The following is a 23817-nucleotide window of genomic DNA, read 5'->3' as shown; positions in this document are numbered from 1 at the left end:
GCGAAAGCCGGGATCGACAGGCGTTTACGCCAGGACCCGCTTTGCTCTGGAGGAGGTTCGATGGCCGCTACTGCTGTCCGGCCCCGAAGGCGCCGGACAGACTGCCCCAGTACGGGGCGCGGATGAATTCAGGCGCGGGGAGGACGGTCCGGCGGCGCCGTGATGAAGGGCGTCCTGTCCAGGTCGTTGCCGGGCGGGGCGAGGCGGCGGGTCTCGAAGAGAGGTGCCTGGGCCATTACCGCGATCGGATCACCGGGGGCGCATTTGGCCATGCAGACGATCGCCACCGGGCAGGACTTCTGCCCTCCGGGCAGCGAGGGGTTCTGTTCGGGGCAGCACGGCATGTCGGCAGCCATGGCAGCCTGGCTCGCCGCGTGCGACGGCACGGCCGCTATGGCAGCCGAGAAGGGCGCCATCGGAGCGCTCAGCAGGCTTGCGATCATGACGATCGAGAGCATGCGGGAAAGGAGATGCCAGCAGGTCACGGCAGAGTGATGTCACGTACTGGGGGAAATGAGAAGTCCTGCCGTATTCACATTCTCGTCGGTGCCCCAAGGCGGGAGAGCGGGCAGGGCGCCCGCTCTGCGCTTCTCAGCCGCCCACCATCAGCTTGACGATCTCGTCATGATTGGTCTCGGCGATCAGGCGCTCGCCCGCCAGGGTGCCGCGGCGTAGCACCACGATCCTGTCGGAGACCGCGAAGATGTCCTGCAGATTGTGCGAGATGAAGATGATGCCGCGCCCCTGGGCCTTGAGGGTCTTGATCAGGGAGACGACCTTGCGCTGCTCGGGCACGCCGAGAGCGGCGGTCGGTTCGTCCATGATCAGCACCTGCGCGTTCCAGTAGACGGCACGACCGATGGCGACCGCCTGCCGCTGGCCGCCGGAGAAATTGCCGACGGGGGCATCGAGGCGAGTCACGTGGAAATCAAGCTGCGCCATGGTCTCCTGCGCCGCCTTGGCCATCTTCTTGCGGTCGAGCACGGGCAGGAAGCCGAAGGCCTTCGTCATCGGCTCGCGTCCCAGGAAGATGTTGGCGCCGATGGAGAGATTGTCGGCGAGTGCGAGGTCCTGGTAGATCGTCTCGATGCCATGGCCACGCGCGGCCTCGGGGGTCGCGAATTTCACGACTTCGCCCTTCAGCCGGATCTCGCCACCATCGGCCTGGTAGACGCCGGAGATGGTCTTGATCAGGGTCGACTTGCCGGCGCCGTTGTCGCCAGCGAGAGCCACGACCTCGCCGGCATTGAGCTGGAGCGAGACGCCGTTGAGCGCGGTGACGCCGCCGAAATGCTTGGAGACGTCGCGTATGTCGAGGAGAGGCTGGGTGCTCATGAGCGGCGGCCTCCGGCAATGCTGCGCTGGGCCTGGTCGACCAGCACGGAAACGATGATGACGACGCCCACCGAGACGAATTGCCAGAAGGGCTCGACATTGATGTAGACGAGGCCGAACTGGATGACGGCGATGACGAGCGCTCCGGCCAGCGTGCCGGAGATCGAGCCCGAGCCGCCGAACAGGCTAGCGCCGCCGATCACCACGGCGGCGATCGAGTCGAGCAGGAGCGGTTCGCCGGCTTGGGCCGCACCAGCGGTGAAGCGGGCGGCATAGAGCACGCCGCCGATGCCGGCGCAGACAGCCGACAGCACGTAGAGCTTGCGGGTATGCCTGGAGACATTGATACCGGCCCGCAGCGCGGCCTGCTCGCTGGCGCCGATGGCATAGGTGTGCTGGCCGAAGCGCGTCTGCGAAAGCAGATAGTGCATCAGGATGAGGAAGAGGGCGGCCACGATCACCACGACGGGCACCCCGTAGAGGCGGCCATTGCCAAGCGCTGCGAACCAGGCATTCGAAACCGGGACGGTGGTGCCGCCGGCGAGCAGATAGGCGATGCCGCGAGCCACGCCATACATGCCGAGCGTGCCGATGAAGGGAGGGACCCTGAGTTTCGAAATCAGCAGGCCGTTGATATAGCCGGGGACGGTGGCCACGGCGACGCCGGCCACAATGCCGATCAGCATGGCCGGGAAGGGCGGCATGGAGGCGCCCGCGAGATTGGCGGTATGGGCCGCCACCACGGCCGACAGCCCCATGATGAAGCCGATCGAGAGGTCGATGCCGCCCGAAATGATCACGAAGGTCGAGCCGAGCGCCAGCAGAAGCGGGGCGACGGCATAGATCGAGATCGATTGCAGCGTGGGAACCGAGAATACGAAGGTCGAGCCATAGGCGATCCGGGCCCAGCACTCGAAGAAGACCAGGAGCAGGACCAGGAAAAGCCAGGCCCTGAGCTCCGCGATGCGCAGAAGGATGGGATGAGGTCCTGCCGCGGGCTGCGCCCGACTGAGGGAGGATTGGGCTGCCGACATCAGGCGCTCCGTTGAGAGGTCATGAAGAGGCCGCCGGGCCAGAGCGTTTTCCAGAAAAGTTGACAGACTTTTCGATTAAGAAAACGCGTCAAAACAAAAAGTTAGAGAAAAATGGCAATTCGGAGAAAAGTCATTTTCCTCTAGAGCGTCCTGCTCCAAAGGCTCCGGCGGCGCAGATGCGAGGAAGGCCTCATTCCTTGTAGATGAAGGCGGCAACTTCCGGCTTGTCGACGTTGGACTTGTCCATCACGGTGAAGCCCGTGCCGATCGAGGCAGGGATCGATTGGCCAGTCAGATGGGCATAGGCGGAAAGCACGCCGAAATAGCCGATCTCCGCCGGATGCTGGGCGATGGCGATGTCGACCAGGCCGGACTTGATGTTGTCGACGATCGTGGCCGGAGCGTCGAAGGCGGCGACACGGATCTTGCCACTCTGGCCAGCCTGCTGCACGCCATTGGCGGCACCCAGAGCGGAGAACAGATTGGCGCCGAACACACCGGCAAGATCGGGATTGCGGGCGAAGACCGACTGCATCTGCGAAGCGGCCTTGTTGGCATCATTGTCGTTGAATTGCGTTTCAAGAACAGAGATATTGGGATAATTCTTCATCTCGTTCTTGAAGCCTTCCTCGCGCTGATCCGTGGTCGAGATGCCCGGCTTCACATTGGATACATAGACCTTACCCTTCTCGCCGATAGCCTTGGCGAGGGCACGGGCCGCGATGCGCCCGCCCAGAATATTGTCCGAGGCGACATAGGAGAGCGGGAAGTCGGCGTCACCCGCGCCGGTCTGATATTTGCCGGTGCCGATGAAGGTATCGACGGTGATCACCGGAATGCCGGCATCGATGGCCTTCTTCAGCGGCTGGACGAGCTGAACCTTGTCGGTCGGCGCAATCAGGATGGCGTCGGGCTTGCGCGCGATGACGGCATCGAGCACGGGCGTCTGCGTCACCGGGTTGAAGTCGGGCGCGCCCTGGAACACCAGTTCGGCTCCCACCACCTTGGCGGCGGCCTCTGCGCCCTTGCGCATGGAGATGTAGAAGGCGTCGGTGGTCAGGCCCGGGATGAGGGCGATGGTGTATTTCTTATCCTGGGCCTGCGCCGGAGCGGCGAGCACGCTGGCCCCGATGGCAAGAGCCGCGAGGGCCGTAAGCAGTTTCCTCATGTCGTTTCCTCGGTTTGACGTAAGTCGGATCGATCCCTCCGGCACGGATCCTCTTCTGACGGGAGGTAGCCGGCCGGTCATGGCGGGAAAGGCCGCCGATCAAGGTGAGGAAAGAGATTTTGATTGCGGCCAACGCGAGTAAATTCGCGTCGCGCGCGCTCGTCTTCTCCCTCCCTGAATTTGTTTTTGTCTTTTATTAATTGTCAGACTATGGTTTTGCGTGATGAGCGTCAATTAAAGATATTGCTCATGGAAAAATTGACAAAATGCGCCTTGTTCGGAGGAAGGGTTTTGGCATTATCGCATTGAACTAAAACATTATATTTTTTGAGAGCAATGATCGGATCAAATTTCCGGGTTGCCAATTTTATGGCATGTAAAAAATAAAATTGTTTGCCTGTGTAAAAATTCAAAGCGAGCTGAACACGACAGGGAGCGGCGGTTGGTGCGAAAGATCAGGAACATGGCCGAGTTCGCCGAGCTCAGTGGCATTTCGCGGCCAACCGTGTCGAAATATTTCAACGACCCTGGCAGTGTGCGCAAATCGATCCGCACTCGCATCGAGCGGGCCCTGGCCAAGTATGACTATCGGCCGAACCTGTTTGCAGTGAACCTTAACCGAAAGCGGCCCAAGATCATCGGCGTGATCGTGCCCGATACCTCGGACATGTTCTATTCGGAGATGGTGCGTCACATCGAGCGACGCTGCGCGCAGGATGGTTACTTCGTGCTGGTGCTCTCCTCGCGAGGAGATGCCCTGCATGAGGCGCGTTCGGTGGAGACGCTGCTGTCGCTCAAGATTGCCGGAGCGATCATCGCCCCCCTCGGCGCCTATACCGATGCGACACGGATGGAGACCCTGCGTGCCCATATTCCCGTGGTCTATCTTGATTCCTCCCTGCAGGACGGCTCGCCCTTCGTCGGCACCGACAATGAGCAGAGCATCGGTCTGATCACCGATTATCTGTGCCGCACGGGGACGCCTCCCTGCTTCTTTGAAATGCCTGCGGTCAATCACAATGCCGCCGAGCGCAGCAATGCCTATGTCCAGGCAATGGAGCGGCTCGGCTTCCAGCCGGAGATCATCACTGTTGCAGGCAAGCCGGACTGGCGTTTCGAGGAAATCGCCTATGCCGAGGCCCTGCAGGTGATCGACGGCGCGGGGTTTCCGACCTCGACGGTGCTGTGCGCCAATGACCGTATCGCCGTAGGGGTGATGGCCGCCGCCTTCCAGCGCGGCCTGAAGGTCGGACGTGAAGCCGATTGCCGATTGCGCGTCGCCGGCCATGACGACCAGCCCTATAGCCGTTTCGGCTGTCCGCCCTTGACCACGGTGGCGCAGGACTTTTTCCGCCTCGGCAATCTCGGCGTCGAGTTGCTGCTCGCCCAGGTCGAGGGCGAGGAACCTGCACAAGGACAGCAGCAATTGCGGCTCGAGGCACAATTGATGATGCGGGCTTCGGCCTGATTGCGATCCACATTTTACGGAGAACCCTACATGACTAAGCTTCTCGACCTGGCCCTTGCGCGCCGTGCCGGAAGGCCGTGGGGCATCGCCTCGATCTGCTCGGCTCATCCGGACGTGATCGAGACGACGCTGGCACATGGCCGCGAGCGCGGGCGTGAGGTGCTGATCGAGGCGACCTGCAACCAGGTGAACCAGGAGGGAGGCTATACCGGCATGACGCCGGCCGATTTCAGGCGTTTCGTGCTCGGGAAGGCGAAGGCAGTCGGCTATGACACTGCCGGTCTGCTCCTTGGCGGCGATCATCTCGGTCCCAATCCCTGGCGCCATCTCGAGGCGGAAGAGGCGATGGCCAAGGCCGAGGCGATGATGGCGGCCTATGTCGCGGCGGGGTTCGGCAAGATCCATCTCGATGCCAGCATGGGCTGCAAGGGCGAACCCGAGGCGCTCGACGACGAAACCACGGCCAGGCGTGCCGCCCGCCTGACCTGGGTGGCGGAGCAGACAGCCCGCGACAATGGGTTGCCTCTGCCGGTCTACATCATCGGCACAGAGGTGCCGGTGCCGGGGGGCGCCTGGCATGCGCTCGACAGCCTGCAGCCGACCGCGGCGGGAGCGGCACGCCAGACCATCGAGACCCATCGGACCATCTTTCGCCAGCAAGGCGTCGAGGCGGCGCTGGAGCGCGTGATTGGTCTCGTGGTGCAGCCCGGCGTCGAATTTGGCCATGAGGATGTGGTGGTCTACCGACCCGAGAAGGCCCGGGATCTCATCGGCGTGCTGGGCAACGAGCCCTCCCTCGTGTTCGAGGCCCATTCCACCGACTACCAACCACGGGAAAAGCTGGCGCAACTGGTGGCCGATGGCTTTGCCATCCTGAAAGTCGGGCCCGGCCTGACCTTTGCCTGGCGCGAGGCGCTCTACGGCCTCGATCTCATCGCCGGGGAACTCGATGCCTCCTATGGCGAACGCTCGCTGGCCAGGGCGATGGAGGCCCTGATGCTGGCCGAACCCGGCTACTGGCAGCGCTATTATCAAGGCGATGCCGCCGGCCAGCACGTGCTGCGCCATTATAGCTACAGTGACCGCATCCGCTATTACTGGCCGCATCCGGTCGCGGCCCGCGCCGTGGCGCGCTTGTCGAAGGCGCTGGCAGGGCGCACCTTGCCACCCACTTTGGTGCATCAGTTCGTGCCTGTAGCGGCGGGGCATGATGGACCGCTGGACATGGCCGTTTGCCTCTCTCTGGCCATACGCGCGGTGCTGGACGATTATGCCGCGGCGACGGCGGTGCAGTGAGTCGGCACCGGCATTTGGTAACAAAGCCGTGAGACCGGCCGTAGAGAGGAAGGCTCGTGCATAATCCCATGCGCGAAGAGGAGTGGGCGGCATGGTTGCGGCAGTCGATCGCTGGAGATGCGCCGGCTTATCGGCAGTTCCTGCAGTCGGTGACGCCCTATCTGCGCGGCACGGCGCGCCGCTATTGCGAGCGTTTCGGTGCCCCGCCGGCGGAGGTCGAGGACGTCGTGCAGGAAGTGCTGCTCGCCATTCATCTCAAGCGTGGAACCTGGGACCAGTCGCGCCCGCTCGGTCCCTGGCTTTCGACGATCGTGCGCAACAAGATGATCGATACCATGCGCCGTCGGGGACGGCAGGTGATGGTGCCGATCGAGGACGTGATCGAGATTCTCGAAGCGCAGGAGCCGGCAACCGTGCTGTCCCAGCATGAGGCCGAGAAAATGCTGGCGCATCTGAAACCGCCGCAGCGGGACATCGTGGAAGCCATCTCCCTAGGGGGCGTCAGCATCCGGGAGACGGCTGCAAAGTTGAAGATGACGGAAGTGGCCGTGCGCGTTGCTTTGCATCGGGGCCTCAAGAAGCTCGCAGCGCTCTATCGGAGTGACCAGTCGTGAAGACCGACGATCTCATCAATGCCATTTCGGAAGATGCGCCGGTCAGATGGTCCCTCGGCAGGGCTTTCGGACTGGCGGTGATCGTCGGGACGGCTTTTTCGGCCATGCTTTTCTTCGTCGGCTTCCGTCCTCGTCCCGATATCGCCACGGCGGCCGAGACATGGCGCTTCCTGTTCAAGTTCGCGGTGACGGCATCACTGGCCGTGTCGGCCTGTGGCCTGATCCTGCGCTTGGTCAGGCCGGGTGCACAATCGGAGGGATGGCGCCTTGCTTTGGTCGTCGCACCCTTGCTCTTGATTGGCGCAGTCGCCGTGGAAATGATGGTCATGCCGCCCGCCAGTTGGGGAACACGCTGGATGGGTGTCAATGCCCGCTATTGCCTGATGCTGATACCCTTGCTGGCGCTCGGGCCGTTGGCCTGCATTCTCTATGCCCTGCGCCAGGGCGCTCCCGAGAACCCCGGCAGGGCCGGGGCGGTGGCAGGCCTGGCCGCCAGCGGCATCGCGGCAACCCTTTATGCCAGCCACTGCGTGGACGACAGCCCGCTTTTCGTCGCCACCTGGTATAGCCTGGCGACAGGTATCGTCACCGTCTTGGGATATATCGCCGGCCGTCGTTTGCTGCGCTGGTGAGCACGGCATGGCCTCGTGGCCATCGACATGCTCTGCAATGAAGCGGGTATTTTGAATATCCCTGCAATATGTTGTTATTGTTATTTGTTCTTTGAATTTGAATCTGACTTCCAGGGCGGTGGCTATTTTCCGATAGCCATCACCAAGCCGCTTTGCTTTTTTGCGCGGAACCGAATGATTTGGTTTGGGCCCTATGGTTATCATTCTGTAAAGACTGGTTTTTTGGGGAGAGTCTAGCCGTTCGATCGATGCCTCTGCAGCGCCTGGATATAGGTGAGGAAAAGTTCGCGCTCCGACGTGATGTCCAGCTTTTCATAGATGCGAAGCCGGTGGTTCTTCACCGTCCCACGCTGGAGCTTGAGGCGCTGGGCAATGGTGGCGGTAGGGTGGCCTTCGAGCACCAGCTTGACGATGTCGATCTCCCGGGGCGTGAGGGTCGGATTGAGCTTGGAGATGATCGTCTGGTCGTAATCCGTTGAAGAGGATGCCGATTTCTCTACCGTGAACAGCCAACCTTCCGGTGCGGAGCCATGGGTTGGTGAGATACGGGTCCTGTGCAGAACGGTGGCGTCGTCCAGTATGGCTTCCCCGGCATTCTCGGCCGTCAGCCGTTCGACGGCACGCGGCAGGCCGGCATCCCTGCTTTCCAATTCCCGCCAGGCCTCCGATGCGTGGATGACGCAGCCTTCGAGGTCGCGCAGCATGATGGCCAGCGGCAGGGAGACGCCGCCTGCGCCGCGCCCGATCGCCGCGGCCAGGACCGCATTGACATGCGCGCTCTCCAGCCCGGCAAACAGGGGATAGAAATCTTCCATGGCCGTGCGTTCACTGTCGAGGAAGCGGCCGATGCGACGTTCCAGGAACAAGGCAACGCTGGCCCGTCCCATGGCGGGAAGGAAGTAACCAAGTTCGTCGGTGATGCTGGATTCCTGCAGGAATTCGCGGACATAGCGGCTCTGCCGGGTGGCCGTGGCCGGAAACATGTCGAGGCTGACGACGCCGGGCCGTTCCGTCTGCGCCCAATAGCGATGGAACGGGTCGAAGACATGGAAGGTCGTCTCATATTGGCGGGCCAGGGCATCCGAGAAACCGTGATGCATGAGGAAGCTCGGCCGGCCGACCGCCGAATAGCGCACCATGGTGGCGATGTCGTGCGAGACCAGGGAACGGAAGGCCGCGAGCAGGGCGACATAGAAGTCGGATGTTCCTACCAGCCGGGCGGCCTCTCCGATGGCAGCATTGACGGTGGCGAGCGGAAGGCCGGAAGCGATCAGGGAAGATTTCATCCGTACATTCCACGCCGAAGTCGCATTCGGCCACAGGTGCTGTCTGACATAAGTGAGACGCTGCCTTTGTCATGCCCGGACCCTGGTCCGGGCATCCAGCGGCCCCGACTCCGATAACCGGAAGGGAGCTGGTTTCCGGGTCAAGCCCGGCAATGACAAAGGTCGAGCTAATTTAATCCGTCTATTGACCCGCAAACCCTTAGCATAGAGGGAGGGTAGCGTTCCCTGAAGCTTTCTACCAGAGCGCCCCCCCGGTGATCTGGATGTTTTCGGCCGTGATGCCTTTGGCGGCCTGGCTGCAGAGAAAGACAGCGAGACCAGCCACTTCGTCGGGTTGGATGATGCGCTGCTGCGGATTCTGAGACGCAATCCGGGCCATGGCGCTTTCCAGGCTTTCCCCCTTGCCGTCGCGCTCGGCGACCTGGGCGACGTTGCGGCGCATCAGCTCGGTCTCCACCCAGGTCGGTGAGATCATCACGGCCGTGACGCCATGCGGCGCTCCTTCCAACGCCACGCAGCGCGTCAAGCCCAGCAAGCCGGATTTGGAAGCGCAATAGGCCGGGTTGTCCTTCCAGCCGACACTGGCGGCCGTCGAGCCGATATTGATGACGCGGCCCCAGCCCCGCGCGATCATGCCGGGCAGGAGGCTGCGCGTGGTGCGAAAAGCCCCGGTGAGATTGGTGTCGAGGATCTTGTCCCAGAGTGCATCGGAATGGCCGCTGACCGGCTGTTCGGCCGTGGTACCGGCGGCGTTCACCAGGATGTCGATGGGGCCGCAGGCTGTTTCGGCCGCCTCGATGAAGGCCTCGATGATCTCGCTGGAGCGCACGTCGAGATGGCCGGCATGCACCTCGACATCCTCAGCCTCGAGCATGGCGCGCACGCGCTGCAGTTCAGCCCGCTCGGGATAGGCGGCGGCATCGCCCAGGCGCGCGCCTTCGCCGATATAGGAGCCGACCGCGACATTGGCGCCGACGCTCGCCAGAGCCTGTGCGATGGCGAGGCCCTGGCCGGTGAGGCCGCCGGTGATAAGCGCGGTACGGCCTTTCAAGCTGGTCATGGTCTTCCCTTATGGCCGGATGAATTCACGAGCCTCGGCCTCGTGATACGACTTCGTCCCGCGATAATATTGCAACGAAGCATCGCTCCAGGGCTGATAATCCCAGGGCGTGATCTTGCCGGTGCTCAACGCCTTGTAGACGAGGCGGCGCCGACGTTGGCTGGCGATGATTTCCCGCTTGAGCCTGGACATGTCCCACCGGCGCTCGACCTCGCCGAGCATGTCCCGCACCACGCCCGCATGGCCCGGATCTCCTGCGAGGTCATGCACCTCGTCCGGATCGGCTTCCATGTCGAAGAGCTGCGGCGGGTCGTGCTCGACATAGGTGAATTTGTAGCGGCCCTTGCGCAGCATCACATAAGGGGCCGCCACGCCCTCCGACATCAACTCGCTGACCGCGATACGATCGTCGGCGTCCTGTCTCAGGAGGGAGAGCAGGCTGCGCCCGTCGGGACCTTCGGGGTAATCGTTCCATTCCGGGCCAGCGGCAATCTCGACCAGGGTCGGCAGGATATCGACGAGGGAAGCATTCGCCTTGATGCGGGCGCCTGCCGGCACGTTGGGGCCGGTCATGAGCAGGGGCACGCGCGACGACCAGTCATAGAAGCTCATCTTGTACCAGAGGCCGCGCTCGCCAAGCATGTCGCCATGATCGGCGAGGAAGATCACGATGGTGTCCTTGCCATGCCCGGAGCGCTCGAGCGCATCGAGAACCTCGCCAACTCGCTCGTCGAGATAGGACACGCTGCCGTAATAGGCGTGGCGGGCAGCGCGCACATGCTCATCGCCGACCCCGAACTCTCCGCGATCATATTGTTCCCACAGCCGCCGTGAATGCGCGTCCCGTTCGGCTGGAGGAATGAAAGGCACGCGGGGCATGTCGATCTTGTCGTGATCGTAGAGATCCCAGAACCGTTGCGGCGTCACATAGGGATCGTGCGGATGGGTGAAGGAGGCAACGAGCAGGAAGGGGCGATCGTCGCTGTCGCGCGCCTGGTCGAACAGCCAGCGCCGGGCGTTGTGGGCGACCTCCTCATCATAGTCCTGCTGCAGGGCCCGTTCGGCTATGCCGGCGTCGCTGACGTTCTTCATGTTGTGGAACCAGTCCATGGTCCGCCACGGATCGTCCCAGTCGGCCGTCCAGTTGAAATCGGAGGGACAGATGTCGGTCGTTACCCGTTCTTCGAAACCATGCAACTGATCGGGCCCGATGAAGTGCATCTTGCCCGACAGGCAGGTCCGGTAGCCGAGCACGCGCAGATAATGGGCGAAGGTGGGAACATCAGACGGGATCTGCGCGGCATTGTCCCAGGCCTGGATGTTCGAACACAGCCGCCCAGTCATCAACGCCAGCCGCGCGGGAGCGCAGAGGGGAAAGTTGGAGTAGAAATTGTCGAAGACCGCACCGGTTTTGGCGATGCGGTCGAGGTTGGGGGTCTTCACAACAGGATGGCCGTAGACGCCGAGCGCCGGGGCACCCAACTGATCGGCCATCAGAATGAGGATGTTGGGGGGACTCATCGAGCATCTCCCTCGGGTTCAAGAGGCCGCTTGAGCCATTCGCGATAGAAGCCCTCCAGATCCGGCTCGAAATCATGCACGATCGGATAACCGGGAGCGGCTGCCTCGACCTCATGAAGGGTGCCGCAAGACTGGCAGAGGAATTCCCGGATTTCCATCCATTCCGGGTCGGGGATATCGGAATTGGGATAGATCTCGCGCAGGGCCTCCTTGGTCCGGCGCACGCGGATATGGGCACCGAGTTTCCAGTTCTTCCTGTAATGCCCGAACTCCTGGCCGCATTCGCATTTGGTAACGCGGCCATTCGGCGTGTCGGCGATGAAGAGATGATCGCCGACCGGCAGCAGGATCGGGTCCTTCCAGGCCATCCGCTCCTGCAGGACCTGGATATAGGTCTGGAAACGGTCGTCGTCCTTATAGGCGCTCATGATCTGCCGGGTCTGGTGCCAGGGCAGGTCGCCTGCAACGAGTTCGCGAATGGTTTCCTTGGGATAGCTGGACATGCTGACCTCAGTAGTGAACCGTGAAGGAGGCGTCGAGGCCCCAGAACTTGCGGAAGTCGGCGGCAAAGCGCGGCGAGAGCTTCATCGCATTGGCGTGCATCTTGGCGACCTCGGGCGCGAAGTCGCTGGCGGCGACGCGCTTGGCCTCCTCGGCGATCCAGGCCGAGACAGGCACGGACGTCGCGATGCGTTCAGCCCGCATCTTCTCGCGCAAGGCGGCGGTGGCTGCGAGATCGGCCTCCAGCCGATCCGTCTGCGGGACTTCTCGGATGACGATGCCGAACACCTGCTCGGATGCTTCCGGGGTGAGGTAGCCGTTTTCCACATCCTGCGCGGTCTTGATCGGATCGCGCTCCAGCACGTCGCCGTAACCGCCGCCGCCATTATAGGAATGGGTGAAGATGTCGCCGGACTTGTGCGGCGCGGTGATATAGGGGCCTTCCTCGGTGATGTGCCGGCCTTCGACCAGTTTCTCCAAGTCCGAATGAGCCGGGTCAGTGCCGATGGTGTGGGGGAGAGGCCGCCTGTCGGCGATGATCTCGGCAAGATTGGTATCGCGCACGGCCCGGTGCATCTGGCAGGTCGGCGCAGGATAGCCGCCGCACATCCCGCCATTGTCGAAGACTCGCGAGGAATGCTCCGAGGTCATCAGGCGTAGATGCCGCGTCTTGTTGATCAGCCAGGTCGAGATGAAGGCACAGCCGCCGCGATACTTGCCCGACCCGCCGGAGTTGGGCAGGATCGAGCGGCCGATATAGAGCATCGGCATGTTCTGTTCCCATATCTCGATATTGCCCATGTCGGATTCCGGGTTCCAGCCGACATAGGCGGTGTCGAGCCCGTCCTTGATGGCGAGGGCACCGGAGCCGGCAGCCGCGCATTCGAAATGGGCCATGCCGAACAGGGTGCCGTATTGGCTCTCGCCGCCCATCTCGATCATCGGCGAGTTGACTTGGCCGACGAAGACCTCCTCGACGAAGCCGCGGGCGAGAAAACCGCGGGAGAGCAGGCGCTGGAACACGCCATAGGCCGGCAGCAGCAGGGCCCAGGAGGTCGCCGTCGCGACCATCTCGTTGTCGGGGTTGGTCCAGGTGCCCTTGGGCAGTTTCAGTTCCGTGGCGAGCCAGGCGCCATCATTCACCAGGCCTTCGAAGTTCATGTGTTGGGTCAGGGTGACGAACATCCCGCCATCCATGCCGGCCGGTGTGCAGTTCATCGAATGATAGCCCCAGGGCTGGGTGCCCTCGAAGTCGAGTGTGATCTTGCCGTCGGTGGTGATCTCCATCTCGACGGGTATGTTGTAGAGCCAGTTCGGATCGCCCAGGGGCTGGAAGCCCGGCTTGCCCTCGGTGACATGGCCATAGAAGGTGTGGCCGCGATAAAGGCCGGGCACGGTAAGCTGGCGCGTGCGGGCGAGTTGGCTGATGCGGCCTTCCTCGATGAATTCCTTGGAGATCTGCTTCCAGTAATCCAGGCCGATCTCGTCGACGAGGGCGATCAGGTTTTCCCGGATGTCGATGCACGAGGCGACCTTGGCCTTTTCGTCGAGCACCCAGTAGATCGGCATGCGCAGATTGCGCTCGCAACGGATGACGTAATCGCGGCGGATCTCGTCATTCGTGCCGATCTTCTCGGCACAGACGAACAGGCCTTCGGTAAAGCGCTCCTGGGCCAGGCAGACGTCGCCACCTGGCGTGATGCCGCCGGCCTCGAGTTCGTGGCACACGGCGCCGGCCCAGCCGATCAGTTCACCCGAATGGAAGATCGGCACCACGTCCATCACGTCGGGCACCTGTACGGTGCCGATGAAGGCGTCGTTGTTGGCGAAGATGTCGCCGGGATTGATGCCCGGATCGGCTTCATAGCCTTCGCGGATCATCCATTTGATGAAGCGGCTCATGGTGTGGACATGCACCATGATGCCGTTGGAGAGCGCGATGGCGTCGCCCTCCGGGGTGTAGAGGGCGACGACCATCTCGCCGACCTCGCGCACGCCGGGTGAGGCGGAGATGCGGCGGGCCATTTCGCGCGCCGAGACGCAATAGGCGCGCAGCTTGGTATGCAGCGTCTCGAATTTCAGAGGATCCTGCTTGCGCAGCTTCAGCGAGGTGATGCCGTCATAGCAGCCGGTTTCTTCCATCAGCCGCTCGGATTCCAACATCCGTTCGCGAAGCGGCATGCGTGCTTTCACGTGGTCCAGCATGGGTTTAATCCTCTTCGCTCAAGCGTGGCGGTAATGCAGCAGCGTCCACTCGTCGATGAAGACGCTGTCGCCGGGATGGACCACCAGCGTGGTGGCGGGATGTTCGATGATGGCGGGACCCTTGACCTCGTGGCCGGGCTGAAGATCGTCCATCTCGTAGAGGTCGGCCTTGTGCCAGCGCCCGCCCATATAGGCTTCACGCGTACCCTTATGGGCCGGGGCCGGATTGGTCGCGCCCAGCGGACGCCTGAGCAGGGTCGGCTTCACCTTGTCGGCCGTGGCGATCAGGCCGAGTTCCATCACCGAATAGCCGGCCGAACCGTAGCGTGAGACGCGGTGGTTGATCTTGCCATAGACCTCTTCGAAGGCGGTGATGATGGTGCGCATGTCATCCGCCGTTGCCGCCTGATGGAGCGGCGCGAGCACCTCCACGTCTTCGAGTTGGCCCGTGTAGCGCATCATCAGGAAGGGCTCGGTCCGGATCTTGTCGAGAGCGTGCCCGTCGGCGGCCATTTCCTTGACGGCGGCGTCGCGCAATTCTTCCCACACGCCCGAGATCCGGGCCGCTGTCGCTGCCAGGCTGTCATCGCCGGCCGAGCTCGAAATGTCGATCTGCGTCGAGATCGAGTGGCGGCGCATATAGTCGGCCGTGGTACAGCCGAAGGCCGAGAAGGCGGCGGCGAACTGGAAGGTGATGATGTCGCGGAAGCCGATGCCGCGGCTACAGCCGGCCAGATGCAGTGGCCCGGAACCGCCATAGGAGAGCAAGGTGAATTCGGAAGGATGAATGCCCTGGCCCGAGATCACGCGTCGCAGAGCATTGTTGGCGTCGGCCTCCAGCATCTCGATCATGCCTTCGGCCGCCTCGTGCAGAGGCACGCCGAGGATGTCGGCGCATTGATCCTTGAAGGCCAGTGTCGCCTTCTCCACGTCGAGCTTCACCTTGCCGCCGAGGAAATAGTCGGGGTTGAGGCGTCCGAGAATGGCGTCGCAATCGGCGATGGTCGGCCGGGTGCCACCCCGGTTGAAGCAGATCGGTCCGGGATCGGAGCCGGCGCTCTCCGGGCCGAGGCTGATCTTCCGGGTCAACGGGTCGACCTTGAGGATCATGCCGGCGCCGGCACCGATGGTGTCGAGATGCAGCGTCGGCACGTTGAGTTTGAACCGGTCCATGATCGGTTCGTTCTCGATGCGGGTCTGGCCGCGGGTGATCACGCCCATGTCGAAGGAGGTGCCGCCCATGTCCGAGCAGATCAGCGAGTCGTTGCCGATCAGCTTGCCGACATAGGCTGCGCCGAGAATGCCGCCAATCGGACCGGAGATCATGGTTTCGTGCAGGCGGGGATGGTCGATCGAGGTGAGGCCGCCGAAGGAGAGCAGCGTCTGCACGCGATAGCGGTAACCGTGTTTTTTCGAAATGTCCTCGATGCCCTTGAGCTGCCTGCGACCGCGCGAGGTGGCATAGGCTTCGATCAGCACCGAGTTGAGGCGGGACTGCTCGCGGATGACGGGGCGGACCTCATGGCTGGTATAGACCAGGATCTCGGTGCCCGCCGCGGCGATCTCCTCCCGGGCGATCTCGGCGATCCGCTTCTCGTGCGCCGGATTGACGTGGGAGAACACCGTCATGATGCAGATGGCGTCGACCTTGTCGGCAATCAGCTTGCGTACCGCCGCGACGACTTCATGCTCATAAAGCGGGATGATCACATCGCCGAACTGGTCGACGCGCTCGGTGACCCCATGCGTGCGGCGCCGCGGCACCAGGGGATCCGGATGGTGATGGGTGATGGCGTGCAGGCGATCGGCATAGGAATAGTCGGCCCAGGCCTGCAGGCCACGGCCCATCAGGATCATATCCTCCAGGCCCTTGGTGGTGATCAAGCCGAGCTTGCGTCCCGTACGCGAGAGCAGGGTGTTGAGCATGCCGGTGCCGGAGTAGAGCACCACGTCGATGCCGGAGAACAGATCGTCCAGCGAGATGCCCCAGGCATCGGCTGCATCGGCGGCCGAGATGATGAAGCCTTCCGATTCATCGCGCGGCGTGGTCGCTGCCTTGCCGATCTTGAAGTGGCCGTTGCCGTCGACCAGGATCGTGTCGGTCATGGTGCCGCCGGCATCGATGCCGATGACGATGGGGTTGCCGATTGTCTCTGCGCCTGCCGTTGTCATCGCGGTTCCCGTCCCAGATGAGGTTGGGGAACAAGCTAGGCGGGGGGCGGCGCGATCCGCCATGTGCCTGCGGTCACTATCGGGGAGCGTGGACATCGCGACATGCAAGCATGTCGCGATGTCCACGCTCCAGATCATCTTGCCTGATAGATCGCCAGATTTGTGTAAGCCGCTGACAGCAGGGGTGCTTCCATTCCTGCCTCCTGAGCTCGCGCCAGCAGGTCCCCGATGATCTGATCCGCCTCGATCGGCGCGCGTTTCTGCAGGTCCCGATACATCGAGGACGCCATGGCCGAATCCTTCTGGGTCAGCATCGAGAGCGCCATGTTCAGGATGGGCTCGCCCGGCAGCTTGCCCACGGCTTTCACCACGCCGACCACCTCCTCGAAGAAGCGTTGCACGAAGGCGCGGCCGCCTGGTGCCGCTTCGATCTCGCCAACCGAGCCGCGCATCAGGCAGCAGATGCCGCCAAGACTGGCAAGCGTGATCCATTTGCCCCACATGTCGCGCTCGATGTCATCGGAAAGCTTGGCGTTGAAGCCAGCCCCCTGCATGGTCGCATCGACTGCCTCGACGCGCTCGGACCGCTCGCCACTCATCTCGCCATAGATGAGGTTATGCATGGGCGTGAGCTGCACGATGCGATCCTCGTCGTCGATGGTGGCGGCGATCAGGCAGACGCCGCCGAGCAGGGCCTTCTCGCCGAAGCGGGCCTTGATGAGATCGACATGGTGCATGCCGTTAAGCACAGGCAGGATCATCGTCTCGGAAGCGACGGCGGGTGCGATGTCATCAAGGGCAGCTTCGAGCCCATAGGCCTTCACGGTGAGCAGCACAAGGTCGTAGGGAGCGGAGATGCTGCCGGTGGTGACCAGCTTCGGAGCAAGGTCGGCATTGCCGAACGGGCTGACGATCCTGAGGCCTTCCTTCCGCAGCTTTTCCGCTCGCGCGGGCCGAACCAGGAAGGTGACGTCACGGCCCGCCTGCATCAGGCGGCCGCCAAAATAGCCGCCTGTCGCGCCAGCACCGACAACCAGAATGCGCATGGTCCCTCCGCCATTGGTTGGCTGTATTCGAGCCTGAGGTATAGGTCTCCGTGAATTCGCGGACAAGCAAGCCAGGCCTGCACTATCCGAATTGCGGCTTCATCAGCATCAGCCAGAGAATGGCGAGCACGGCGAAGAAAGCCGGAAAACCGCAGGCAAACCAGATGCGGAAAAGCCTGTAATAGTCTGAAGGAAGAGCCGAATTTTCTTGCACGGCCTTCCTGGCGAGATCACGCATTTTGACCTGGATGACGACGACGGGCAGCCAGAACAGGCCGGTGAAGACGTAGAGTCCCAGGGACAGCGCGATCCAGGGCGAGCTCAGCGGCCAGCCTATCTCCAGGGCCAGGAGGGCGCCGGTGAGAGGCTGCAGCACCACGGCGGTGGCGGTGAACAGAAGGTCCGCCGTAACCACGGTGCCGGCGACATGCGCGATCAGCCGGGCATCGTCGGTGCGGTGGGCGACGAGCATGAAGAAGGCGATGCCCGCCCCGGTGCCCAACAGCACGGTCGCCCCGATCACATGGAGCCAGAGCAGCAGGTCGGCATAGGTCATCGCGCGTCCTTGATGGCAAGCGCCACCAGAGCGAGGACGGCCGCTGGTAGCGTCTTGAGGAAGGGACCGAGCGGGTCAAGCCAGAGGTCGGGCGTGAACGCGCTGCCGGCAAGCAAATAGGCGAGGGTGATGCCGATCATGCCGATCGCTGCGGCCGGCATCGTCCGTCGCCAAAGCATGGCTGCGCCGAGCAGGATGTCGACGATGGCACCGCCATGGACGAAGAGGGCCGCGGTAATCGGCGCAAAGCCTCGCGCTGTCAGCACGGCCTCGGCTTGGTCCGCCGCGATGAGACCAATCAGTCCCGAGAGCAGCCAGAACAGGCCCAATGCCGTGACGATAATCGGCTTGAGCAGGAAGAAGCGCGCGAACCAGCGTTCGCGCACTGTGCCGCCGATGGCTTCGAGGATCTCCGGCAGGGCTTTGAGCGAGCGGCCGTTTGCTGCCCCGAGCGGCGCCGGATCGCCATCAATGCCGGCCAGTATCTGGTCGAGCGAGGTCGTGCGCATCGGCGGGCGCCAGCCGAGCAGGCCCGCTACATCGCCGAAGCGAAAGCCAAGCCGGAAGATCCACAGGGGCCAGCGGACGAAACGGGCGGGCGGCAGGCCGAGCCTTGCCCGCAGCGTGGCGACGATCTCCTGAAGGCTATGCGCTTTGTCCTCGACGAGATCATAGATGCGCCGATGCGGCAGCCGTCCTTCCACTACGGCCAGGGCGGTTGCGGCGACGTCGTCGAGCGCCACGCTGCGGATCGATGGCGCGGGCGGCAGCGGAATGAAGCCCGGCAGGCTAGCGAGGGCGTGCAGCAGGGCACTGCCGCCATAGGCCGAGGAGCCCAGCACCAGGCCGGGACGCAAGATGGTCCAGTCGAGCGACGAGCCCTCCAGCGCCTCGTCGGCATTGCCCTTGCTGCGCATGAACACGGTGGCTGCGTCAGCCGAGGCGCCAACGGCGGAGATCTGGACGACATGCCTGACTCCGGCCTGCTCGCAGGCCTCGAAAAGGGCGACGATGGCGAGGGACTGGGTCACCATCACATCGTCGCCAGGGCCGCTCTGCAGCACGCCGGCGGCATTGATCACGGCATCGATATCGTTCAGGAGCGGGCGCCACGCCTCGGCGCTTATGAGATCCTTGAGGTCGTGCTGAAGCCAGCGCGCACGGGGTTCGAGCAACCGCGCCTGGCCGACGGAACGACCGAGACCCGTGACCTCGTGGCCGGCCGCGAGCAAAGCCGTAACGATGGCCGAGCCGATCAAGCCGTAACCGCCGGGAACGAGAATATGCATGGAGGCCGTTTGCCCGGTTTGCCATGACGAGGCAAGCAAGAAGAAGAGCTGGTGCGCAGTAGGGGGCTAGCGCTTGGCGATTTCGTCCATCACGGCACGCCAGGTCTTCACCAGTTGGCTGCGCCGTCCGGGATAGCGCTCGCCGATCTCGCTGGCGGCCGCGATGCGATCGGTGCGGAAATGGCGGAAGTCTGCACGCAACTCGCACCAAGCGGCGAGCATGCGCGCCTCGTTCATGAAGCCGATGGCAATCGGCCAGATCACGCGGGTGGTCGCCTGGCCATTGAGGTCGCCATAGTCGATGCGCAATTTAGTTTGGGCACGGATGGCGCTGCGAAACACCTCGATCGCGACCCTGTTGTCGGGGAAGCTCTTGTTGCTGGGTCCGGGCAGGGCGATCGGATTGCGGGCGATTTCCTGCGCTGCAGGCGGCAGCACCGCCTCGATCTTGGCGAGAGCCTCCCGGGCCGCGCCGCCCAGCGTGTCGTCGCCGCGCTGCTCGACATAGCGCAGGCCAAGCACGATGGCCTCGGTCTCGTCCTCCGAGAGCATCAGAGGGGGCAGGAACAAGCCGGGCCGCAGGATATAGCCGATGCCGGCTTCGCCCTGGATGGGAGCGCCCTGGGCGACCAGTTCGGCGATGTCGCGATAGAGCGTGCGTTCGGAGACGGCGAGTTCCTCAGCCAGGGCAGCCGCCGTCACCGGCCGGCGCTTGCCGCGCAGGATCTGCAGGAGCGAGAGGAGGCGGCTCGTTCGGGCCATGGCGTCTCATCCGACGTGGAACCGTTATTCTATACGCCCGACTGACAGATGATGTCAGGAGGCTTTCTCTCGTTCGGCGTTACCGGGCGCAATAAATAATTTGCATGCTTTTAATTAGGATGCTAATTATTAGGCATGGAAAAGATTGACGCCTTGCGCTTTGCATTGACCGGGAAAACCCAGCAGATCGGCCGCCATTGGCGCCGTCTGGTGCATGACATCGTCGCGGCCCACGGCGTCTCCGACGCCGCCGCGGTGCCGCTCATCCAGATCGAGCGCATGGGCGGCGGCGTCAATCAGACCGAAGTCGCCGATGCGATCGGCATCGAAGGAGCCTCCCTGGTGCGGCTGCTCGACCAGCTTTGTTTCAGCGGCCTGATCGAGAGGCGCGAGGGCGCAGATCGCCGGGCCAAGACGCTCTGGCTGACGGCCGAGGGCGAAAGGGTGACAAGCGTGATCGAGCAGGAGCTCGTCGCCTTGCGCGCCCGCATTCTTGGCCATGTGTCGCAGGAGGACATCGAGGCAACGCTGCGGGTGTTCCGCGCCATCGAGGAGGCGTCGGCCCGCCAGCAGGCGGAGGCGGCGACATGACCGCCGGCTTTCCCCTGCCGACCGTTCGGGACTGGGTCTTCTCGCTCAAAGCTTTCTCGGCCTCGATGGTGGCGCTCTATATCGCGCTGGCCGCCGGGCTGGAGCGGCCCTATTGGGCGATGGCGGCTGTTTATGTCGTCGCCAATCCCCTTGCTGGGGCCACGACGTCGAAAGCGCTCTATCGGGCACTCGGCACCTTCATCGGCGCGGCCGGGTCGATCCTGCTACTGCCCATTTTCTCGTCCGCGCCCGAATTGTTCATCATCGTCGTCGGCCTGTGGACCGGCGTCTTCCTGTTCGTCTCCCTGCTGGACCGCACGCCGCGCAGCTATGTCTTCATGCTGGCGGGCTACACGCTCCCCCTTATTGCATTGCCCACCGTCAATGCGCCGGACACGATCTTTGACGTCGCCATTTCCCGCGCCGAAGAGATCACGCTCGGCATCGTCTGTGCCGCCTTGGTGAACTCCCTGTTCTTTCCGGCCCGGATCGGGCCCGTGCTTGCGCAGCAGATCAAGGGCTGGCTGCGTGATGCGGGAGCCTGGGCGAGCGCCGTGCTCACGGATGGTGCCGGAACAGGCGCCACGCCCGAACGCCAGCGCCTGGCCAGCGACATCCGGGCGATGGACATGTTGATCAGCCAGCTAAGCTATGACACGGCGAACCAGGCGACCGTGCGCGTCGCCAACGAGCTGCGAGGGCGCATGGCCTTGCTCCTGCCGCTGCTGTCGTCCCTGGACGACCGTCTCGCCGCCTTGCATGAGACGAGCGGGGAGGTCGCCGGAATCGAAGCCCTGCGTGCGCGCCTGCTTGATTGGATGCGCTCGGGAGAGGGCAATGAGCGCGGCGCGGCCGACCGACTGCTTGCCGATATTTCCGCGTTGGAGCCCAAAAGCGATCCAGGCAGCGACCAGCAGGCGCAATGGCCTGCCTTGGTGCTTTCGAGCACCTTGGAACGCATGAAGGAACTGGTCGATCTGTGGGAGGATTGCCGCCAACTGCAGCGGCAGATCGAACTCGGAGACCGCATCAGCCGCTGGCGACCGACCTTCCGCATGCGCCGGACCGTCGGCAAGGTTAGCCACTACGACTATGCGCTTCTGACCTTCCAGGTCGGCTCGGTAGTGCTCGCCACCATCCTGTCCGGCCTGATGTGGATATGGACCGGCTGGAGCGAGGGATCGGGCTGTGTGATCATGACGGCGGTCGGCTGCTCCTTCTTTGCCGCCATCGACAACCCGGTCAACCAGATCCGCAGCTTCACGGTGTGGATGACCATCAGCGTCGGCTTGTCGGCGGTGTATCTCTTCGCCCTTCTGCCGCTTGCCCATGACTATGTCGGGCTGGTGGTGATGTTCGCCGTACCGTTCATTCTCGTCGGGACGCTGGTGTCGCGCCCGCAGTTCAACATGATCGCCATGCTGCTGGCGGTGAACACGGCGTCCTTCGTCGGGTTGCAGGCCAATTACAGCGCCGAATTCGCGGCCTTCATGAACTCGTCAGTTGCCTCGATCCTCGGCGGTGGCTTTGCCCTGGTCTGGACCCTGGCTACCAGGCCCTTCGGTGCAGCGCTGGTCGCCAAGCGCCTGGTCAGGGCCGGCTGGGCGGACATTGCCGCAACCTCTCGCGGCGGGCGCAACGCAGACGCCAATGCTTTCGCCGGTCGTGTCTTCGATCGGCTTGGCCAGTTGGTGCCGCGGCTGGCCCAGGGTGTCAGCGAGGATGTGGCGGCGGCCGATCTCCTGGTGGAACTGCGGGTCGGCATCAACGTGCTCGATCTGCAGAGGCTCCGGGGCAAGCTGTCGTCCACACAGGGCCGGCGCCTACAGCAATTGCTTGACACCATCGCCCGATTCTACGGCACGCGGGCGGCGACGGGCAGGGCGGTCGATCCTCCGGCTTCGCTGCTGGGCGCCATCGACGAGGCTCTGTCGGATTTTGCGCAAGGCGTGGAGCCGAGCGTGCGCCGGAATGCCGTACAGGCGCTCGTCGGCTTGCGGCGCGCCCTCTTTCCCGCTTCGCCGGCACCCGTGAACCTGGCCGCACCCGCAGCCATGCCCGCCCTTGCCGAACTGGGGCTCGCCAAAATGGAGTTGGCATCGTGAACGCCGACATCGATATCTTTGGCGTCTATGTGCCGAGCCTGATGATCCTCGCGCTCGTCGCCATCATCGCCAGTCTCCTGATCCGCTCTGCATTGGCCAGGGCTGGCGTCTATCGCCTGGTCTGGCACCGCTCCCTGTTCGATCTCGCATTGTTCGTCATCGTGCTGAGCGGCTTGTTTTCCATCTTTCAACGGTTCGTATCGTGAAACGCTTTTTTGCCTCGCTGGGGCGAGTCCTCATTACCCTCATCGTCGTCGTCATCGCTGCCGGTTTCGGCTGGCGGCTGTGGGACTATTATATGAACGACCCATGGACCCGGGATGGCCATGTCCGGGCCGATATCGTCGGCATCACGCCGGACGTGTCCGGGCTGGTCAGCGAGGTGCTGGTCCGCGACAACCAGGAAGTCCATCGCGGCGACGTTCTCATCCGCATCGATCCCAAGCGCTTCGAGCTCGCCTTGCAGCAGTCCGATGCGGCCGTCTCCGGCACCAAGGCCACGCTCGAGCAGGCGCGGCGCGACTATGTGCGCTACAGCGAACTGGGCAAGGACGTGGCATCCGCCCAGAAGATCGAGCAATCCTTGGCAAGCCAGGACGTTGCGAGCGCCAATTACCAGCAGGCTCTCGCCAACCAGGCGGTGGCCAGGCTCAATCTTGAACGCTCCGAGATCAAGGCGCCGGTCAATGGGGTGATCACCAACTTCCACCTCAATCCCGGCGACTATGTCGCGGCGGGTAAGGCGGTGACCGCGCTCATCGATACCGACTCCCTGCGCGTCGAGGGCTATTTCGAGGAAACCAAGCTGCCTCGGATCGCGGTGGGAGACCCCGTCGACATCCATCTGATGGGTCAGCCGGCCGTCATCAGCGGCCATGTCGAGAGCATCGCCGGTGGCATCGAGGATCGCGAGCGCAGCGACGGCTCGAATCTCCTGGCCAACATCAACCCGACCTTCTCCTGGGTGCGTCTGGCCCAGCGCGTGCCGATCCGCGTGGCGCTCGACAAGCTGCCGGAGGGCTTCCGCCTGGTGGCGGGCCAGACGGCGACAGTCACCGTCAAGTCGAAGCCGCCACAGGTCGGCACCGGTGGTTCGGGGGGGACGAGTAAATCCTGAGAAGAATATCGAGGCGCGTCTGCGGGCGTGCGGTGTCGCCTCGATCTTTCGAGCTCCCA

At 63.4% G+C, this 23817-nt stretch carries 22 protein-coding genes; 8 read left to right on the top strand and 14 right to left on the bottom strand.

The features are described from left to right. Positions 1-128: 128 nt before the first annotated feature. The 4 genes from ACZYTC_RS11485 to ACZYTC_RS11470 form a co-directional block, all read right to left on the bottom strand. Positions 129-458, bottom strand: a complete 330-nt coding sequence (locus ACZYTC_RS11485) for a hypothetical protein (RefSeq protein ID WP_434955954.1) — start codon at positions 456-458, stop codon at positions 129-131. 133 nt (positions 459-591) lie between these two features. Next, complete coding sequence (locus tag ACZYTC_RS11480) at positions 592-1335, bottom strand: ATP-binding cassette domain-containing protein (RefSeq protein WP_434955955.1); 744 nt, start codon at positions 1333-1335, stop codon at positions 592-594. Next, entirely contained in the window at positions 1332-2369 is a 1038-nt protein-coding gene (locus ACZYTC_RS11475) for an ABC transporter permease subunit (RefSeq protein ID WP_434955956.1), read from the bottom strand. Before ACZYTC_RS11475 ends, ACZYTC_RS11480 begins: the two co-directional genes overlap by 4 nt. 190 nt (positions 2370-2559) lie before the next feature. Continuing rightward, positions 2560-3537, bottom strand: a complete 978-nt coding sequence (locus ACZYTC_RS11470; RefSeq protein ID WP_488989638.1) for an ABC transporter substrate-binding protein — start codon at positions 3535-3537, stop codon at positions 2560-2562. Positions 3538-4000: 463 nt separating this feature from the next. Here ACZYTC_RS11470 and ACZYTC_RS11465 point away from each other — a divergent pair, with 463 nt between their 5' ends. The 4 genes from ACZYTC_RS11465 (at position 4001) to ACZYTC_RS11450 (ending at position 7547) form a co-directional block, all read left to right on the top strand. Continuing rightward, a complete protein-coding gene (locus tag ACZYTC_RS11465) occupies positions 4001-5005 on the top strand; it encodes a LacI family DNA-binding transcriptional regulator (RefSeq protein ID WP_434959621.1) in 1005 nt (334 codons plus the stop codon). A 30-nt stretch (positions 5006-5035) separates the two neighbouring features. Next, positions 5036-6301: a D-tagatose-bisphosphate aldolase, class II, non-catalytic subunit gene (locus tag ACZYTC_RS11460; RefSeq protein ID WP_488989637.1), complete on the top strand. Its 1266-nt coding sequence runs from the start codon at positions 5036-5038 to the stop codon at positions 6299-6301. A gap of 68 nt (positions 6302-6369) precedes the next feature. After that, positions 6370-6915: a sigma-70 family RNA polymerase sigma factor gene (locus ACZYTC_RS11455; protein WP_488989997.1), complete on the top strand. Its 546-nt coding sequence runs from the start codon at positions 6370-6372 to the stop codon at positions 6913-6915. Continuing rightward, a complete protein-coding gene (locus tag ACZYTC_RS11450) occupies positions 6912-7547 on the top strand; it encodes an NrsF family protein (protein ID WP_488989636.1) in 636 nt (211 codons plus the stop codon). Before ACZYTC_RS11455 ends, ACZYTC_RS11450 begins: the two co-directional genes overlap by 4 nt. A 233-nt stretch (positions 7548-7780) precedes the next feature. Here ACZYTC_RS11450 and ACZYTC_RS11445 read toward each other — a convergent pair whose 3' ends face one another. From ACZYTC_RS11445 to ACZYTC_RS11400, 10 genes are all read right to left on the bottom strand, one after another. After that, positions 7781-8833, bottom strand: a complete 1053-nt coding sequence (locus ACZYTC_RS11445; RefSeq protein ID WP_488989635.1) for a helix-turn-helix transcriptional regulator — start codon at positions 8831-8833, stop codon at positions 7781-7783. A gap of 235 nt (positions 8834-9068) precedes the next feature. Further along, positions 9069-9893, bottom strand: coding sequence for an SDR family NAD(P)-dependent oxidoreductase (locus tag ACZYTC_RS11440; RefSeq protein WP_488989634.1), 825 nt, complete (start codon positions 9891-9893; stop codon positions 9069-9071). A gap of 9 nt (positions 9894-9902) precedes the next feature. Further along, a complete protein-coding gene (betC, locus tag ACZYTC_RS11435; RefSeq protein ID WP_488989633.1) occupies positions 9903-11414 on the bottom strand; it encodes a choline-sulfatase in 1512 nt (503 codons plus the stop codon). Continuing rightward, a complete protein-coding gene (locus ACZYTC_RS11430) occupies positions 11411-11917 on the bottom strand; it encodes an acetone carboxylase subunit gamma (protein WP_488989632.1) in 507 nt (168 codons plus the stop codon). The genes betC and ACZYTC_RS11430 overlap by 4 nt, the downstream gene beginning before the upstream one ends. Before the next feature lie 7 nt (positions 11918-11924). Then, complete coding sequence (locus ACZYTC_RS11425) at positions 11925-14120, bottom strand: hydantoinase B/oxoprolinase family protein (protein WP_441772557.1); 2196 nt, start codon at positions 14118-14120, stop codon at positions 11925-11927. A gap of 18 nt (positions 14121-14138) precedes the next feature. Beyond that, positions 14139-16292 carry a hydantoinase/oxoprolinase family protein gene (locus tag ACZYTC_RS11420; protein WP_488989631.1) on the bottom strand — a complete coding sequence of 718 codons (2154 nt, stop codon included), beginning with the start codon at positions 16290-16292 and terminating at the stop codon, positions 14139-14141. Between the two features lie 134 nt (positions 16293-16426). Then, the gene (gene panE / locus ACZYTC_RS11415; RefSeq protein WP_488989630.1) at positions 16427-17338 is read right to left on the bottom strand and encodes a 2-dehydropantoate 2-reductase; all 912 of its coding nucleotides are present in this window, start codon (positions 17336-17338) and stop codon (positions 16427-16429) included. 82 nt (positions 17339-17420) lie between these two features. Continuing rightward, positions 17421-17894 (bottom strand): DUF2269 family protein, encoded by a 474-nt coding sequence (locus ACZYTC_RS11410; RefSeq protein WP_434955967.1) that lies wholly within the window; start codon positions 17892-17894, stop codon positions 17421-17423. Then, on the bottom strand, positions 17891-19183 hold the full coding sequence (locus ACZYTC_RS11405; RefSeq protein WP_488989629.1) for an SDR family oxidoreductase: 1293 nt from the start codon (positions 19181-19183) through the stop codon (positions 17891-17893). The genes ACZYTC_RS11410 and ACZYTC_RS11405 overlap by 4 nt, the downstream gene beginning before the upstream one ends. 66 nt (positions 19184-19249) lie before the next feature. Further along, entirely contained in the window at positions 19250-19945 is a 696-nt protein-coding gene (locus ACZYTC_RS11400; protein WP_488989628.1) for a helix-turn-helix transcriptional regulator, read from the bottom strand. A gap of 135 nt (positions 19946-20080) precedes the next feature. Between ACZYTC_RS11400 and ACZYTC_RS11395 the strand changes: the two genes are divergently transcribed. Genes ACZYTC_RS11395 through ACZYTC_RS11380 form a run of 4 tightly spaced genes read left to right on the top strand, consistent with a single transcriptional unit; the run spans position 20081 to position 23758 of the window. Next, positions 20081-20536, top strand: coding sequence for a MarR family winged helix-turn-helix transcriptional regulator (locus ACZYTC_RS11395; protein WP_488989627.1), 456 nt, complete (start codon positions 20081-20083; stop codon positions 20534-20536). Then, positions 20533-22641 carry an FUSC family protein gene (locus ACZYTC_RS11390; protein ID WP_488989626.1) on the top strand — a complete coding sequence of 703 codons (2109 nt, stop codon included), beginning with the start codon at positions 20533-20535 and terminating at the stop codon, positions 22639-22641. Before ACZYTC_RS11395 ends, ACZYTC_RS11390 begins: the two co-directional genes overlap by 4 nt. Beyond that, positions 22638-22847: a DUF1656 domain-containing protein gene (locus ACZYTC_RS11385; RefSeq protein ID WP_441772551.1), complete on the top strand. Its 210-nt coding sequence runs from the start codon at positions 22638-22640 to the stop codon at positions 22845-22847. The genes ACZYTC_RS11390 and ACZYTC_RS11385 overlap by 4 nt, the downstream gene beginning before the upstream one ends. Continuing rightward, a complete protein-coding gene (locus ACZYTC_RS11380; RefSeq protein ID WP_434955972.1) occupies positions 22844-23758 on the top strand; it encodes an efflux RND transporter periplasmic adaptor subunit in 915 nt (304 codons plus the stop codon). The genes ACZYTC_RS11385 and ACZYTC_RS11380 overlap by 4 nt, the downstream gene beginning before the upstream one ends. Positions 23759-23817: the final 59 nt, after the last annotated feature.

It is taken from the genome of Labrys sp. F242, from assembly GCF_057813875.1.
Note: the sequence above shows the minus strand (reverse complement) of the source record. Positions and strands in the feature narration are given on the sequence as shown.

Excerpts from the sequence above, each read along its gene's own strand:
- ACZYTC_RS11485 (WP_434955954.1), bottom strand. The coding sequence starts at position 458 with ATGCTCTCGATCGTCATGATCGCAAGCCTGCTGAGCGCTCCGATGGCG.
- ACZYTC_RS11480 (WP_434955955.1), bottom strand. The coding sequence starts at position 1,335 with ATGAGCACCCAGCCTCTCCTCGACATACGCGACGTCTCCAAGCATTTC.
- ACZYTC_RS11475 (WP_434955956.1), bottom strand. The coding sequence starts at position 2,369 with ATGTCGGCAGCCCAATCCTCCCTCAGTCGGGCGCAGCCCGCGGCAGGA.
- ACZYTC_RS11470 (WP_488989638.1), bottom strand. The coding sequence starts at position 3,537 with ATGAGGAAACTGCTTACGGCCCTCGCGGCTCTTGCCATCGGGGCCAGC.
- ACZYTC_RS11465 (WP_434959621.1), top strand. The coding sequence starts at position 4,001 with ATGGCCGAGTTCGCCGAGCTCAGTGGCATTTCGCGGCCAACCGTGTCG.
- ACZYTC_RS11460 (WP_488989637.1), top strand. The coding sequence starts at position 5,036 with ATGACTAAGCTTCTCGACCTGGCCCTTGCGCGCCGTGCCGGAAGGCCG.
- ACZYTC_RS11455 (WP_488989997.1), top strand. The coding sequence starts at position 6,370 with ATGCGCGAAGAGGAGTGGGCGGCATGGTTGCGGCAGTCGATCGCTGGA.
- ACZYTC_RS11445 (WP_488989635.1), bottom strand. The coding sequence starts at position 8,833 with ATGAAATCTTCCCTGATCGCTTCCGGCCTTCCGCTCGCCACCGTCAAT.
- ACZYTC_RS11440 (WP_488989634.1), bottom strand. The coding sequence starts at position 9,893 with ATGACCAGCTTGAAAGGCCGTACCGCGCTTATCACCGGCGGCCTCACC.
- betC (WP_488989633.1), bottom strand. The coding sequence starts at position 11,414 with ATGAGTCCCCCCAACATCCTCATTCTGATGGCCGATCAGTTGGGTGCC.
- ACZYTC_RS11430 (WP_488989632.1), bottom strand. The coding sequence starts at position 11,917 with ATGTCCAGCTATCCCAAGGAAACCATTCGCGAACTCGTTGCAGGCGAC.
- ACZYTC_RS11425 (WP_441772557.1), bottom strand. The coding sequence starts at position 14,120 with ATGCTGGACCACGTGAAAGCACGCATGCCGCTTCGCGAACGGATGTTG.
- ACZYTC_RS11420 (WP_488989631.1), bottom strand. The coding sequence starts at position 16,292 with ATGACAACGGCAGGCGCAGAGACAATCGGCAACCCCATCGTCATCGGC.
- panE (WP_488989630.1), bottom strand. The coding sequence starts at position 17,338 with ATGCGCATTCTGGTTGTCGGTGCTGGCGCGACAGGCGGCTATTTTGGC.
- ACZYTC_RS11410 (WP_434955967.1), bottom strand. The coding sequence starts at position 17,894 with ATGACCTATGCCGACCTGCTGCTCTGGCTCCATGTGATCGGGGCGACC.
- ACZYTC_RS11405 (WP_488989629.1), bottom strand. The coding sequence starts at position 19,183 with ATGCATATTCTCGTTCCCGGCGGTTACGGCTTGATCGGCTCGGCCATC.
- ACZYTC_RS11400 (WP_488989628.1), bottom strand. The coding sequence starts at position 19,945 with ATGGCCCGAACGAGCCGCCTCCTCTCGCTCCTGCAGATCCTGCGCGGC.
- ACZYTC_RS11395 (WP_488989627.1), top strand. The coding sequence starts at position 20,081 with ATGGAAAAGATTGACGCCTTGCGCTTTGCATTGACCGGGAAAACCCAG.
- ACZYTC_RS11390 (WP_488989626.1), top strand. The coding sequence starts at position 20,533 with ATGACCGCCGGCTTTCCCCTGCCGACCGTTCGGGACTGGGTCTTCTCG.